The 14,192-nt window shown below is 49.7% G+C and carries 16 protein-coding genes, 4 tRNA genes and 1 rRNA gene; 20 read left to right on the forward strand and 1 reads right to left on the reverse strand.

Annotated features, from left to right (window positions below; genetic code table 11):
* Positions 1 to 475 precede the first annotated feature (475 nt).
* From BUB68_RS14235 to BUB68_RS14305, 15 genes are all read left to right on the forward strand, one after another.
* Positions 476 to 551, forward strand: a tRNA-Met gene (locus BUB68_RS14235).
* Between the two features lie 59 nt (positions 552 to 610).
* Positions 611 to 686 (forward strand) — tRNA-Met (locus BUB68_RS14240).
* A gap of 12 nt (positions 687 to 698) precedes the next feature.
* Positions 699 to 774, forward strand: a tRNA-Thr gene (locus tag BUB68_RS14245).
* Between the two features lie 5 nt (positions 775 to 779).
* Positions 780 to 856, forward strand: a tRNA-Met gene (locus tag BUB68_RS14250).
* Between the two features lie 183 nt (positions 857 to 1,039).
* Positions 1,040 to 1,189: a 50S ribosomal protein L33 gene (gene rpmG, locus BUB68_RS14255; RefSeq protein ID WP_014423817.1), complete on the forward strand. Its 150-nt coding sequence runs from the start codon at positions 1,040 to 1,042 to the stop codon at positions 1,187 to 1,189.
* Positions 1,190 to 1,226: 37 nt separating this feature from the next.
* Complete coding sequence (gene secE / locus BUB68_RS14260; protein WP_014423818.1) at positions 1,227 to 1,400, forward strand: preprotein translocase subunit SecE; 174 nt, start codon at positions 1,227 to 1,229, stop codon at positions 1,398 to 1,400.
* Positions 1,401 to 1,416: 16 nt separating this feature from the next.
* Positions 1,417 to 1,965 carry a transcription termination/antitermination protein NusG gene (gene nusG, locus BUB68_RS14265; RefSeq protein ID WP_073092813.1) on the forward strand — a complete coding sequence of 183 codons (549 nt, stop codon included), beginning with the start codon at positions 1,417 to 1,419 and terminating at the stop codon, positions 1,963 to 1,965.
* 40 nt (positions 1,966 to 2,005) lie between these two features.
* Positions 2,006 to 2,431, forward strand: a complete 426-nt coding sequence (rplK, locus tag BUB68_RS14270) for a 50S ribosomal protein L11 (RefSeq protein ID WP_014423820.1) — start codon at positions 2,006 to 2,008, stop codon at positions 2,429 to 2,431.
* Between the two features lie 67 nt (positions 2,432 to 2,498).
* On the forward strand, positions 2,499 to 3,179 hold the full coding sequence (rplA, locus tag BUB68_RS14275) for a 50S ribosomal protein L1 (protein ID WP_014423821.1): 681 nt from the start codon (positions 2,499 to 2,501) through the stop codon (positions 3,177 to 3,179).
* Positions 3,180 to 3,391: 212 nt separating this feature from the next.
* Complete coding sequence (rplJ, locus tag BUB68_RS14280) at positions 3,392 to 3,931, forward strand: 50S ribosomal protein L10 (RefSeq protein WP_073092816.1); 540 nt, start codon at positions 3,392 to 3,394, stop codon at positions 3,929 to 3,931.
* 61 nt (positions 3,932 to 3,992) lie between these two features.
* A complete protein-coding gene (rplL, locus tag BUB68_RS14285; RefSeq protein WP_014423823.1) occupies positions 3,993 to 4,361 on the forward strand; it encodes a 50S ribosomal protein L7/L12 in 369 nt (122 codons plus the stop codon).
* 255 nt (positions 4,362 to 4,616) lie between these two features.
* Positions 4,617 to 4,904, forward strand: coding sequence for a 30S ribosomal protein S6 (gene rpsF / locus BUB68_RS14290; protein WP_014425269.1), 288 nt, complete (start codon positions 4,617 to 4,619; stop codon positions 4,902 to 4,904).
* Positions 4,905 to 4,943: 39 nt separating this feature from the next.
* The gene (locus BUB68_RS14295; RefSeq protein WP_073092818.1) at positions 4,944 to 5,378 is read left to right on the forward strand and encodes a single-stranded DNA-binding protein; all 435 of its coding nucleotides are present in this window, start codon (positions 4,944 to 4,946) and stop codon (positions 5,376 to 5,378) included.
* Between the two features lie 20 nt (positions 5,379 to 5,398).
* Entirely contained in the window at positions 5,399 to 5,629 is a 231-nt protein-coding gene (gene rpsR / locus BUB68_RS14300) for a 30S ribosomal protein S18 (protein ID WP_014425267.1), read from the forward strand.
* Between the two features lie 52 nt (positions 5,630 to 5,681).
* Complete coding sequence (locus tag BUB68_RS14305) at positions 5,682 to 7,022, forward strand: ClC family H(+)/Cl(-) exchange transporter (RefSeq protein ID WP_073092820.1); 1,341 nt, start codon at positions 5,682 to 5,684, stop codon at positions 7,020 to 7,022.
* Between the two features lie 173 nt (positions 7,023 to 7,195).
* Here the strand turns inward: BUB68_RS14305 and recQ are convergent, their stop codons facing one another.
* The gene (gene recQ / locus BUB68_RS14310) at positions 7,196 to 8,977 is read right to left on the reverse strand and encodes a DNA helicase RecQ (protein WP_073092823.1); all 1,782 of its coding nucleotides are present in this window, start codon (positions 8,975 to 8,977) and stop codon (positions 7,196 to 7,198) included.
* Positions 8,978 to 9,133: 156 nt separating this feature from the next.
* Here recQ and BUB68_RS14315 point away from each other — a divergent pair, with 156 nt between their 5' ends.
* The 5 genes from BUB68_RS14315 to BUB68_RS14335 form a co-directional block, all read left to right on the forward strand.
* Positions 9,134 to 10,546 carry a TolC family protein gene (locus BUB68_RS14315; RefSeq protein ID WP_073092826.1) on the forward strand — a complete coding sequence of 471 codons (1,413 nt, stop codon included), beginning with the start codon at positions 9,134 to 9,136 and terminating at the stop codon, positions 10,544 to 10,546.
* Positions 10,543 to 11,676: an efflux RND transporter periplasmic adaptor subunit gene (locus BUB68_RS14320; RefSeq protein ID WP_073092829.1), complete on the forward strand. Its 1,134-nt coding sequence runs from the start codon at positions 10,543 to 10,545 to the stop codon at positions 11,674 to 11,676. Before BUB68_RS14315 ends, BUB68_RS14320 begins: the two co-directional genes overlap by 4 nt.
* A gap of 19 nt (positions 11,677 to 11,695) precedes the next feature.
* The gene (locus tag BUB68_RS14325) at positions 11,696 to 12,418 is read left to right on the forward strand and encodes an ABC transporter ATP-binding protein (protein WP_073092831.1); all 723 of its coding nucleotides are present in this window, start codon (positions 11,696 to 11,698) and stop codon (positions 12,416 to 12,418) included.
* A complete protein-coding gene (locus tag BUB68_RS14330) occupies positions 12,408 to 13,625 on the forward strand; it encodes an ABC transporter permease (RefSeq protein ID WP_073092834.1) in 1,218 nt (405 codons plus the stop codon). Before BUB68_RS14325 ends, BUB68_RS14330 begins: the two co-directional genes overlap by 11 nt.
* 445 nt (positions 13,626 to 14,070) lie before the next feature.
* A 16S ribosomal RNA gene (locus BUB68_RS14335) occupies positions 14,071 to 14,192 on the forward strand; the annotation flags it as partial.

The raw sequence follows: 14,192 nt of genomic DNA on the forward strand, positions 1-14,192 counted from the left end.
TACGCCTTTGCTGAAAGGTGCAAGCACATCGATGTTCTTGTCACAGGAGAACCGAGTCCGTGTCAATTGCCAAAATCGTGCCTGGGGGCGAACGGGGGAGTGCTTTTTCTGTGGGAGCGATCGTCTGAGCGCAGCGAAGACCGGCCCGACGCAGGCAGTAGCTAAAGAGCACGCTGAAAAACGCGCCGCTGGCCTGCCCGGCGCAATCCAGCTAAACAACTCTAACCTTACAGGGAGGGTCGTTTAGCGGAAACAGAAAAAGCACTCCCCCGTGAACCCCGACAGCGTATGAACGAGATACCTTCAGCACGAACTCGTCAACAAACTGCAATTGGCTCACATGTTTTTTTACTTTTTTTGAAAAAACTTTAAAAAAGGTGTTGACAAGTGAATCCATATGCCCTATAATCTTTTATTGTCAGCCGCCGATACGGCACAGCGATGAAACGCAAGAGTGTTTCGGAGCGAAGGTTATCGCGGGGTGGAGCAGTCGGTAGCTCGTCGGGCTCATAACCCGAAGGTCACAGGTTCAAGTCCTGTCCCCGCAACCAATTTTATTAAAACTTTTAAAAAAGAGTTTGACAAGGCTGGCGAGATATGATAAAGTAATCGCGGGATGGAGCAGTCGGTAGCTCGTCGGGCTCATAACCCGAAGGTCATAGGTTCAAGTCCTATTCCCGCAACCAAATGTTAATGTTGCTGATATAGCTCAGTCGGTAGAGCGTATCCTTGGTAAGGATAAGGTCACCAGTTCAATCCTGGTTATCAGCTCCATATATGGCGGCATAGCTCAGTTGGCTAGAGCATGCGGTTCATACCCGCAGTGTCCGGAGTTCGAATCTCTGTGCCGCCACCAAATTTACCAATGAACCCCTGATACAGGGGTTTTATTTTATGTTTCATACATATGTGAAAGTCGCTAAGAAAAATTTCAACTTGTCAAGGGTTTTATGTTGACAGGCTTTTGCAAGTGTGCTAAATTGTATTAGTGACATTGTGAATGAGTCATAGTATCTGAGCGTAAGGGGTGTAAATAGAGATGCGCAACAATATCACGTTGGAGTGCACGGAGTGCCATAGCCGTAACTACCGTACCAACAAGAACAAGAAGAACAACCCGGATCGTCTGGAGTTCAATAAGTACTGCAAGTTCTGCAAGAAACATACGACGCACAAAGAAACGAAATAATCGCTTCTAGCGGGTTGAACGGAGATGTGAAGTAACTGTGAAGAAATTCATAGACGAAGTTATCGCCGAAATGAAAAAAGTATCATGGGCGACCAAGAAAGAGCTGGTGAACTACACCGTAGTAGTCGGCATCGCCGTGGCGATTGTCTGTGCTCTGATTTGGTTCTGTGATACGATCTTTGCAAGATTGTTCCACATCATTTTACGGTAAGCTAAGTGAGGGCAGCATGGCAAACGAAGAGATGAATCTGCGGCAGGATAATCCTGGCAGAGCATGGTATGTCGTACATACCTATTCGGGCTATGAGAACAAGGTCAAAGCCAATCTCGAACGCCTGATTCATACGGCCAATATGAGCAACATGATCTTCAATGTTGTGGTTCCTGTTGAGGATGAGGTCGAAATCAAGGACGGCAAGAAAAAAGTCGTTCCGCGAAAAGTCTTCCCGGGCTATGTGCTGGTTGACATGATTGTCGATGAGCATTCCTGGTACGTTGTGCGCAACACCACCGGTGTCACCGGGTTTGTTGGTTCTGAAAAACACCCGATTCCGCTTACCGATGCTGAAGCGAAACGTATCTTGAAGTCCATGGGCGAAGAAGAGCTCAAACCCGAACTCGATGTCGAGGTCGGGGATGTGGTTCGCATCAACTCGGGTGTTTTCGAGAATTACACCGGTACCATTTCGGAAATCGATGTCGAAAAGGGCCGTGTCAAGGTTCTCGTCGAGGAAACCCCGATTGACCTTGGCTTTGATCAGGTGGAAACCATCTAAATCAAAGCGCTTGTAAATCCTTTTTGGGAGGTGAATATAAATGGCAAAGAAAGTTTCTAAGATTGTAAAACTTCAGGTTGTTGCAGGTAAGGCTAATCCGGCTCCTCCAGTAGGTCCCGCACTTGGTCAGGCTGGTGTCAACATCATGGGGTTCTGTAAGGAATTCAACGAAAGAACCAAGGATAAGGCTGGTCTGATCATTCCGGTTGAAATCACGGTTTTCGAAGATAGATCCTTCACTTTCATCACGAAGACTCCGCCGGCTGCTGTACTGCTGAAGAAGGCTGCCAAGATCGAAAAGGCTTCTGGTGAACCCAACAAGAACAAGGTAGCTAAGCTGCCCCGCGCTGAAGCAATGAAGATTGCAGAAAGCAAGATGGAAGACCTCAACGCTGCTGATATCGAGGCTGCTACTCGCATGATCGAGGGTACGGCTCGCAGCATGGGTATCGAAATCGTTGACTAATTTTTAGTTGGCTTTCGTCCCTGTGGGAGGCAATAACCGTTATTACCACGAGAGGAGAAAACTTACAATGGCTAAAGCTGGTAAGAAATATCAGGACGCTTGCAAGCTCGTTGAAGCTGGCAAGTTCTACACGGCTGCTGAAGCTATGGAACTCGTTAAAAAGACGGCTACGAAGAAGTTTGATGAAACCATCGAACTGCACGTACGTCTCGGCGTAGATCCGAAGTATGCTGATCAGCAGGTACGTGGCGCTATGGTACTGCCGCACGGCACTGGTAAATCCAAGCGCGTACTCGTTTTCGCTAAGGGCGAAAAGGTTAAGGAAGCAGAGGCTGCAGGTGCAGACTTCGTTGGTTCCGATGAAATCGTCCAGAAGATCCAGGGCGGCTGGCTCGACTTTGATGTCGCAGTAGCTACTCCGGACATGATGGGCACTGTCGGTCGTCTTGGTAAGGTTCTCGGCCCCCGCGGCCTCATGCCGAACCCGAAACTGGGTACGGTTACGATGGACCTCACGAAGGCAGTATCCGAGATTAAAGCAGGTAAAGTCGAATACCGTACCGATAAGGCCGGTAACGTGCATTGCCCGATCGGCAAGGCATCTTTCGACGCTGAGAAGCTCCAGCAGAACTTCCAGGCCCTGATTGATACACTGAACCGTGTTAAGCCGGCGGCTGCTAAAGGCCAGTACATGCGCTCCATTACGGTTAGCGCAACGATGGGCCCTGGCATCCCTGTGCAGCTCTAATTTAGAGTTCGGTCCAGACGAGGCTCCGGTCTCCACAACTGTATAACGATGGCTGTAGACAGCAGGTTTGATACTTATCATCTAACGACGATTTATTGTCGCCTGCCGAGGCCGGAGCAGATGAACTTTGAAAATTCTACCTCCGGCGGACGCAGCCGGAGGTTTTTTTACAGGCTTTAATAATCCATAACAGGCAGGAGGTGTAATTGGAAATGGCAAATATGACGAAGAAACAGGCTATCGTTGCTGAACTTAAGGATCAGCTGACGAACGCCAAAGGTGTTGTGCTCACGAGCTACCGTGGTCTGACGGTTGCTCAGGATACGCAGCTCCGTCGTGAACTTCGCGCCGCTGGTGTAACGTACCATGTTGTTAAAAACACGATGCTCCGCCTGGCAGCGAAAGAAGCAGGTATCGAAGGCTTCGATGCTCATCTCGAGGGCACTACGGCTTTCGCATTCTCCACGGAGGATGCTATTGCTCCGGCAAAAGTTATCTGCGGCTTCATCAAGAAGAACAAGCTTGATGAAAACGAAGTGCTGACTGTTAAAGTTGGTACGGTGGAAGGCAAGGTCATTGACGCTAACGAAGTCAAGGCTCTGGCTGAACTGCCGTCTCGCGAAGAACTCATCGCCAAGATGCTGGGCAGCATGAATGCTCCTATCAGCAATACGGTCAACGTACTGCAGGGTGTTATTCGCAACGCTGTTTATGTGCTTGACGCTGTTCGCGCTCAGAAGGAATCCGCATAATCTGCGAGTTCTATATAATTAATTAAGAATTAACAAGAAAGATTTTTGGAGGTATATTCAAATGACTAAAGAAGAAATCATGGAAGCCATTGAAAACATGACTGTCCTCGAGCTGTCTGAGCTCGTAAAAGCTATGGAAGAAAAGTTCGGCGTTAGCGCTGCTGCTCCGGTTGCAGTTGCTGCTGTTGGTGGCGCTGCTGCAGGTGCTGCTGAAGAAAAGAGCGAGTTCACGGTTATGCTCGCTTCCGCTGGCGACAAGAAGATCAACGTTATCAAAGCTGTTCGCGAAGCTACGGGTCTCGGCCTGAAGGAAGCTAAGGCTCTGGTTGATGGCGCTCCGGCTGCTGTTAAGGAAAACGTTGCTAAGGCTGAAGCTGAAGAACTCAAAGCTAAGCTCGAAGAAGCTGGCGCTACGGTTGAACTGAAGTAATTTCAGTTTGCTGAGATTAGCAATTTAAGGAAAGCTGTGAAGTTGTGGGCTGATGCCTGCGGCTTTGCAGCTTTTTCATTAATACAGGCATGCAATAAAAATTTGTTTTTGCGTAATTTTTTCTTGCATTAAACGACGGAAAATGTTATAATTTTCTAGTCGTGAGACAAATACGTTTTGTTATGAGTTGAAATGATATTTCAACCTCTGCTCCTGTGTGAGCAGGAGCCAAAGACCAGAGAGGGAGGTGATTTCGTGAGAAAGTACGAAGTCATTTTTATCGTGAAACCGATGGAAGAGGAAGCTACGAACGCTGTTATCAGCAAGTTCACTAAGCTCATCACCGAAAACGGCGGTACTATCGATAAAGAAGATCGTTGGGGCAAGAAGCGTCTTGCTTATGAGATCAAAGACTGCACTGAGGGTTTCTATGAACTGCTCTATGTTACCTGCGATCCCGCATGCGTAGCTGAGTGCGACCGTGTAATGAAGATTACGGACGGTATCCTCAAGCACATGATCGTGAAAAACGACGAAGAGTAATTTAGAAGTACGCCAATTTGGCGTCAGGGAGGATGTACCATGAATAAGGCAATACTGATTGGCCGTTTGACACGTGACCCGGAAGTGCGTTATACGCAGTCCGGCACGGCTGTATGCACCTTTACGCTGGCAGTGGATCGCCGCTTTGCCCGTAAGGATGCCAATGATGGTCAGCCCACAGCTGACTTTATTCCCATCGTTGTTTGGAGCAAGCTCGCTGAAGTTTGCGGCAACAACCTGGTGAAAGGCCGTCGTATTTCCGTAGAAGGCCGCATTCAGGTGAGAAGCTATGATGCACAGGATGGCACGAAGCGTTATGTGACAGAAATCATAGCCAATGAGGTGGAGTTCCTGGATTCCAGAGGCGCTGCTCCTCAGGCTGGCGGTTTCGGTGCTCCGGCACCGGCAGCTCCGCAGTCTGCGCCTGTTGATGGTTTTGGTCCGTCTATCCCTGACGAAGAAATCCCGTTTTAAGTTAGGAGGGAATTACTTTGATGAGACGTGACAGAGGCAGAAGACCTCGTAGAAAGGTCTGCTCTTTCTGCGTAGACAAGGTCGAGCATATCGACTATAAAGACGTTGCAAAACTGCGTCGCTTCATTACGGAGCGTGGCAAGATTTTACCGCGTCGTATCTCCGGCAACTGCGCTAAGCATCAGCGTCAGGTGACGGTTGCTATCAAACGCGCACGCAATATCGCATTGCTGCCGTTCACTGCTGAATAAGCAAATTGCAAGCCTTCCTTTCGGGGAAGGCTTTTTACGTTAGGAGAAAAAGATGCAGGAACGATTCGAATACCTTTTACGGATTCTTACCGATCCGAAACGGCTGAAATTGCGCCTGTTCATTGAAGGCAATGTTATTGGCGTGCTTACGGGCCTGACCATTGCAATGTTCCGTTATCTGTTGGAACTGTCGGAAAAGAATCTGCCCCGCTGGTATCATTATCTGGGGGAACATCAGGCTTATATCCCGCTATGGTTTGCGGCCTTATTGCTGATTGGCTATATCATCCATAGGATGCTGAAAGCTGATGGCATGATTTCCGGTTCCGGCATCCCGCAGATAAAAGGGATATTGCTGGGCAGGATGGATATGCACTGGGCAAGGGTGCTGGTGCTGAAATTCACAGGGGCTGTCATGGGCATTGGTGCTGGTATGTCACTGGGACGGGAAGGCCCCAGCGTGCAGCTCGGAGCTTGTCTGGGACAGGGGTTGGGCCGCCTTACCCATCGCAGTTATGAGGAAAATCATTATCTGCTGACGGCAGGTTCTGGTGCCGGTTTGGCGGCGGCCTTCAATGCACCATTGGCTGGAGCAATCTTCTGTCTGGAGGAGCTGACAAAGGATTTTTCGCCCTATGTGCTGATGGGGGCTATTGCGGCTACGGTTACAGCCACTACGGTAACGCAGTTCTTCTTCGGCATGGAGCCGGTATTCCATATGGGAGAGCTTCCTGTGGCCGCAACAGGCAATGTCTATCTGACCTTGATCCTGCTGGGCGCTTTTGTGGGCTTCTTAGGGCTGGGATTTAACCGGATGCTCGTAGTATCTCTGGATGGTTATGCAAAATCTCCCCTGAAAGCATGGCAGAAGCCGATGATTCCTTTGGCTGCAGCAGGTGTGCTGGGCTTTTGTCTGCCGGAAGTTCTGGGCGGTGGCAGCCCGTTGGTGGATGCACTGGTAGAGCATGAATATGTACTGGGCTTCCTGCTGCTGCTGTTCGCTGGCAAGTTTTTCTTTACCATGCTGTGCTTTGGCTCTGGTGTACCTGGCGGCATATTCCTGCCCATGCTGGTATTAGGGGCTTTGGGCGGGGCATTGTTTGCCAAACTGGCAGTGGCCTGTGGATTATTGGCACCTCAGTGGACGGTGAATTGCATTGTCTTTGGCATGGCGGCGTATTTTTCCGCCGTGGTCAAATCCCCGGTGACGGGGGCCATCCTGATCATGGAGATGACGGGCTCCTTCGAACATATGCTGTCGCTGATGCTGGTGTCCATGACCGCCTTCCTCGTGGCTGAGTGGGCAGGCAGTGAACCGGTCTATGATATGCTGCTGAACCGCAGCCTGCTCATAATGGATAAGGCTCGGGATTATATAAGGGGAAGCCGTTGAGGTTGGCAAACTGCTAAACATCTATATGCTAAGACGCCCGGTGGGCTGGTACGATTTCCTTCGCTTTGACAAAAATGCCAAACGCTGCGGAAAACATCACCAGCCCACCGGGCTTTAGTGCAGATCATATTGTGATTGGAAGGTTGCATGATGGAAAACATGCAGCTTTCTTTTTATTTATGTGCCTGGATACAATCCAGGAATTCCTGTCCGTATTTCTGGAGCTTCATTTCGCCGATACCTTTGACATCCAGCATTTCGTCCAAGGTGGCGGGCTGGACTTGGCACATATCCCGCAGGGTGGCGTCGGAGAAGACCATATAGGGAGGAATGTGCTCGCGGATGGCAATCTCCTTGCGCAGGTGGCGCAGGTGGTCGAAGAGTTCCGGGGTGGCTGGTTTTTTTTCCACTTCGGGTTTAGGCACGGCCTGATATACTTTTTCCTGTCCCTTGAGCACGGGATAGGCGGCGGGTTTAAGGGTGACTACGGGGAATTTGCTTTCCGTCAGTCCCAGATAGTCCGTGGCGATAAAGCGCTGGATCAGGAGCTTGATATCGGCCAGCGTCCGTTCCTTCATCAGGCCGAAGGTGGACAGCTTATCGAATTTCAGCTCTTTTACCCGCTTGTCGTTGGAGCCTTTTAGCACCTGAGCCACCAAGGTCAGACCGAAACGCTCGTGCATGCGGTAGACGCAGGAGAAGACCTTCTGGGCGTCGATGGTTACGTCTGTTTTCTCAAGGCCTGCCTTGCAGTTGCCGCAATTGCCGCAGGTCATATCGGCACTTGTATCACCGAAGTAGCTGATGATGAAATGCCGCAGGCATTCCGGCGTGTGACAGTAGTCCACCATCTTCTGCAAGGTGCCGAGGTTATGGGCCTTGCGTTCCTCGTTTTCTGTGGATACGTCAATGAGGTATTTCTGCGTCATGACATCCTGTGGGGAGTAGAGCAGGATGCAGGTGCCCGATTCGCCGTCACGACCTGCGCGGCCGGCTTCCTGATAGTAGGCTTCGATGTTCTTGGGCATATTGTAGTGGATGACGAAACGCACATTTGATTTGTCAATGCCCATGCCGAAGGCGTTGGTGGCCACGATGACCTGCACGTTGTCGTAGAGAAAATCGTCCTGCGCCTGATTGCGCTGCTTATCGGACAGGCCGGCATGATAGCGGCCTACGGAAAACTTCTTTTTCAAGAGATGTTCATAGAGACTGTCCACTTCCTTGCGGGTAGAGGCATAGATAATGCCGGCTTCATCACGGTGATTTTTGAGATAGTGCTCGATAAAGCGCTTTTTATCCTCGCCACGGCGCACTTCAAAATAGAGATTGGGGCGGTCAAAGCCCGTCACATGGACCTGGGGCTGGCGCAGGTGCAGGAGGTTTATGATATCTTCCTTGACTTCCGGTGTAGCCGTGGCGGTAAAGGCACTGACCAGCGGGCGGCGGGGGAGTCCTGCGATAAAGGGGGCAATCTGTCGGTAGCTGGGGCGGAAGTCGTGGCCCCATTGGGAGAGGCAATGGGCTTCGTCTACGGCAACCATGGAGATTTCCTGCCGCTCGATGACGTAACGGAAATAATCTGTGTCCAATCGTTCCGGTGCCACATAGACCAGTTTGAATCTTCCTTCAGCAATGGCCTGGAAGCGGGCGGTTGACTGGTCAAGTGTCAGCTGGCTGTTGATATAAGTCGCGGGAACACCCTGTTCGGCCAGGGCATCTACCTGGTCTTTCATCAGGGAAATCAACGGCGAGATGACGAGCGTTATCCCCGGGAAGACCAGAGATGGCAGCTGAAAGCAGATACTTTTTCCCGCCCCTGTAGGCATGATGGCTACCGTATCATGTCCGGAAAGCAGGCTTTCCACTACAGGTTTCTGGGCTGGACGGAAGTCCGGGTAGCCATAATATTTGCGCAGAAGGCTCTGCGCTTGGGTAAAGTATGGATTTTCCATCGAAAACACCTGATTCTAATCAAATTTTAATGAGATTTTCATACAATTACAACGTATCTATCTTATCATAGATTACATCATTTTGCGCCACTTAATTGCAAATTGTGTTAAAATAAGAAGATGTGAAAGGAAATACAAAATGAGGAGGAAGTCTTCATGAGATTAGAGAAGTGGATGAAAATGGGCGTGCCCCTGGTGGCACTCTTATTGACGATGCCATCCGTCCAGGCGGCGGATTTGAGCCTGCAGGATGCCATCAATATGGCTTTGGCCCAGAACACCGGACTGAAAATCACGCAAAAAGGCGAAGATACTGCGCAATACACTTTGGATGAGGCCAAAGGGAACAATGGCTTCAGTGCTTCTGTGACCGACAGCCTGGGAACCAGCAAATCCAAGGGGGCAAGCCGTACCGACAGCAATAGCATTGGTGTGTCGGGAAAATTGCCATTGTATTCTGGCGGCAGGAATCAGGCCAATATCAAGAAGGCGAAAATCGGCGTGGAATCAGCCAGCCTGACGACGCAGCGGGCGCAGGAAGATCTGAAGCTCAATGTCATCAAGGCTTATTATGATGCGTTGGAAGCGAAGAAAACAGTAGGTGTGCGTCAGGAAACTGTGGACAAGTACCAGGAGCATTATACCAACGTGAGCCAGCTTTACGGAGCAGGCTCCAAGGCTCGCATTGACGTCATCCGCTCGCAGGTGGAATTGAGCGATGCCAAGCAGAACCTCATCAAGGCGGAAAACAGCTATGAGGTGGAACTGGCCACCCTGCGCAATTACCTGAATATTGACCGCAGTGAGCCGCTGAACCTGACTTCGGATTTCAGTTATCTGGCCTTTGACAAAGATATGAGTGCCTGCCTTGAATATGCTTATGACAACCGCAAGGATCTGTTGATAGACAAGAACAAGCTGGCGCAACAGGAACATGCCATAAAAGCGGCCAAGTCTGGTTATCTGCCCAGCCTGAACCTGTCTATTGGCTTGAATGAGAATCAACAATTCAAGCCCAGACATGATAACGGGCATAGCACTTCGGCAACCGTGGGCATGAACTGGGATATCTTTGACAGCGGTGTTACCCGTGCGCAGGTCAAGGATGCGGAAAACAATCGGGATATTGCCAAGCTGAATTATCTCAAGGACAAGGAAGCGGTAGATCTGGACGTGCGGCAGGCTTATTACAGCATGCGGGAGGCTGAGAAGCGCTTGAATTCCACACAGGATGCCGTCCATCAGGCCGAGGAAGACGCTTTTATCGCCCGGGAAAAATACCGCGCCGGCGAAGGTTTGATGTTGGACATCATCGATGCCCAGGAGGCTCTGGCCAAGGCCAAGCTCAACTATATCAGTGCCCAGTATGACTATGCCCGCTATCAGGCGACTGTGGAGAACGCCATGGGCGTAGAACTGAAGGCTGAGGAAAAAGCGGCAGCTGCGGAGTTGCAGACGGATGCAGATGCTGCCCTGCAGGAATCGAAATTAGCAGCAAGAGCTGACACCACGGTGGATAATAGCCGTGATGTGGCGGCAGAACTGGCAGGAAATGAGGGAAATAAATGAAATTCGATTGGAAGGTGAAAACCGCCATTGTGGTGGTGCTGTTGGTTGCAGCAGGTATTGGTGGCTATCGATACTATCAGGGTCAGCAGGAGGTTAAGAAATTAGCGGCGGTGGAAACGACACCCGTCACCCGCATGACATTGAAATCCACGGTATCGGCTACGGGGACTATCCGTCCGGTGGATTCGGTAGAGGTCAGTTCCAAGGTGACTGCCCGCATAAAGGATGTGCTGGTCAAGGAAAATGACACCGTAACAGCGGGGCAGGTCGTGGCTACACTGGATGCGCAGGATTATGAGGAAAAGCGCAATCAGGCGCAGTATAAAGTTACTAATACCAAGGCTAAGTACGATCGTGTCAAATACCTTTACAGCATTGGCGCTGATACGCAGGAGGAACTGGAAGATGCCAAGATGAATTATGATACGGCGGTATCGTCGTTGGCAGAATCCCAGTCCAATATGAATGAAATGACCATTGTTGCCCCCATGTCCGGTGTAGTGGTAGGGGAACCGCAGACCCCCGGCACGATGGCCGTACAGGGCACCAGCAGTCCTACGGTCATCATGCGCATTGCGGACTTGTCCAGGAAACAGATCCTGGCCAAGGTGGATGAGACGGATATTGGTAATGTGAAGGTGGGTCAGACGGCGACTTTTACCGTGGACAGCTTCAATGGCAAGACTTTCACGGCACGGGTATCCAAGATTTCCCAGACAGACACCAGCAATACCTGGAACATCAATACGTCCTCTGGCAGTTCATCAAGCAGTTCGTCATCTGCGAGTGTTATTTATTACTATGTGACACTGGATGTGGATGATCCGGATAATGTCCTGTTGCCTTCTATGACGGCCAGAGTGGAAATCAACACGGCTGAGAAGAATGATGCATTGGTTGTGCCTTTGTCCACATTGAAAACAGATGCTAATGGTTCTTATGTGGTAATCAAGAATGCGGATGGCTCTCAGGAAAATCGTTATGTGTCTACCGGTATTTACAGTGATGAATATGTGGAGATATTGGAAGGCCTGAGTGAGGGCGAACAGGTGGTCAGTACCTATGTGGCCAAAGGGACAGCTGGCGCTAAAAAAAACAGCAACAATCGTGGCGGCCCACCACCAATGTAAGAAGGGCGGCAAAGAGACTATGACAAATCAGGAAAATCGCGTTGCCACCATTCAGCTCAAGGATATCAAAAAACTTTATAAAATCGGCGGAGAGACGGTGGCAGCTTTGGATGGTATCACCACCAATATCTATCAGGGGGAATTTGCCGCATTGATGGGCCCGTCTGGTTCGGGTAAATCTACGTTGATGAATATCTTAGGCTGTCTTGACCGTCCGACAATGGGATCCTATAAGCTGGATGGTCAGGAAGTGGCTGGTCTTAGTGATGATAAGTTGGCCATAACCCGCAATAAGAAAATTGGTTTTGTTTTTCAGAATTTCAATCTGCTTTCCCGTATTTCGGCATTAGAAAATGTGGCGTTGCCCTTGGTTTATTCAGGGGTAGGGCGCAAAGAGCGGCTGGAAAAAGCCATGCACTTCCTGGATGCGGTAGGTCTGGCTGACCGGGCAGAGCATCAGCCCAATGAACTTTCAGGTGGTCAACGGCAGCGTGTAGCCATTGCCCGGGCACTGGTCAATGATCCCCACATCATTATGGCAGATGAACCGACCGGTAATCTCGATACCAAATCCACCAAGGAAATCATGGAGATCTTCCAGAAGATGCACAGTATGGGGCGTACCATCATTCTTGTCACGCATGAGCCGGAAATCGCTGCCTGTGCCAGCCGCCAGCTGTTGGTGCGGGATGGCAAGATTACCCGGGATGAAGGAAAGGGCGTGGTGATGGATGTTATTTAGGGAAAGTTTCCAGATGGCATTGACTTCGCTCTATGCCAACAAAATGCGCAGTCTCCTGACCATGCTGGGCATCATCATTGGTGTCGGCGCGGTCATTGCGCTGGTGTCTGTAGGCATGGGCGTGCGCAGCAATGTCACGAATTCCATTGCCAGCCTTGGTTCCAATATGCTGATCATCTCGCCGGGGTCCTCCAATCGTGGCGGCGTCCGGGGGGCGGCAGGTTCCATGCGGACACTGAAATATGACGATGCCAAGGCGATCAAGGAGAAAATCAAGAATATCGATTATGTTTCTCCTACTGTGTCTTCATCTTATCAGGTAGTCTATGGCAATAATAACTGGAACACCAGTGTGCAGGGCGTGACGGCGGATTTCATGTCCATCCGCTCCCTGACCATCGGCTATGGTTCCTTTATCACGAATGATGATATGAACAAGCGCAATCGTGTGGCCGTTATCGGCACTACGGTAGCGGCGAATCTCTTTGCCAAGGATAATCCTGTAGGCAAGAATATCCGCATCAACAATCAGCCTTACAAGGTCATCGGTCTTTTGGAATCCAAGGGGCAGTCCTCAGTAGGGCAGGATCAGGATGATGTGATTTATATTCCGCTGACCACAGCACAGGAGCGTATGCTGGGCATAACCTATGTGCAGTCTATCAATGTTCAGGTGTCCAGTCAGGAGAAAATGGAACAGGTGCAGGAAGAGATTGAAACACTTCTGCGCTCCCGACATCATATTCCAACAGGCAAGGACAATGATTTCAATGTCCGCAACTTGACCAGTCTGATGGAAACGGTCAATCAGTCCACTTCCATGCTGACGCTGCTGTTAGGCGCGATAGCCGGTATTTCACTGGTGGTGGGGGGCATCGGCATCATGAACATCATGATGGTGTCTGTTACTGAGCGTACCCGGGAAATCGGAATACGAAAGGCACTGGGGGCTACCTTCATGAATATCATGACCCAGTTCCTGATTGAATCCATGGTTATCGGCATAATCGGTGGTATCATTGGTATCCTGATGGGCTGCATTGCCTCACAGCTGATAGCCAAGGTGGGAGACTTTACGACGGTGATTACCGTGACACCCATCGTTATATCCTTTTTGTTTGCCGTGGGCATTGGCCTGTTCTTTGGTATCTACCCGGCCAGAAAGGCAGCTAAATTAGATCCCATCGAAGCTCTTAGATATGAATAAGCACGAAAACCTCCTGTATAAGGAGGTTTTTTAGTGGGATTTTAATTTTTTTCAAAAAAGGTGTTGACATATGCACTAGACTCGTGTAATATAATACAAGTCGCTGACAGACACGGACACAAAACAGTGTAGCGAAGCCTTGATTGGTGAGGCACTGAAGAATCCGAAAAGCTTCAAAAAAGAATTTAAAAAAGTTCTTGACAAGCTGAACTGCTGGTGATAAGATAAGAGAGTCGCTTGAAGCGACAGGCACTTCTGAAGAGTGCGACAATGATTGTTCTTTGAAAACTAAACAATGCAAATAATCATGCAACATGATTAAAGCCAGATGTTAAAGAAACGTTTAAGTTTCTTATCAAAACATCGATTGGTATGAACAACATAGCAATCGGCAATTTCTTTAAATAGATAATTGAGAGCCTAATCGGCTTTTCATAAAATTACTTTTATGGAGAGTTTGATCCTGGCTCAGGACGAACGCTGGCGGCGTGCTTAACACATGCAAGTCGAACGAGACGGATTGAAAGCTTGCTTTTGAAAAGTCGAGTGGCAAACGGGTGAGTAACG

It is taken from the genome of Pseudoselenomonas ruminantium (assembly GCF_900142515.1).
In the GTDB taxonomy this organism is placed as follows: Bacteria; Bacillota; Negativicutes; order Selenomonadales; family Selenomonadaceae; genus Selenomonas_A; species Selenomonas_A ruminantium_D.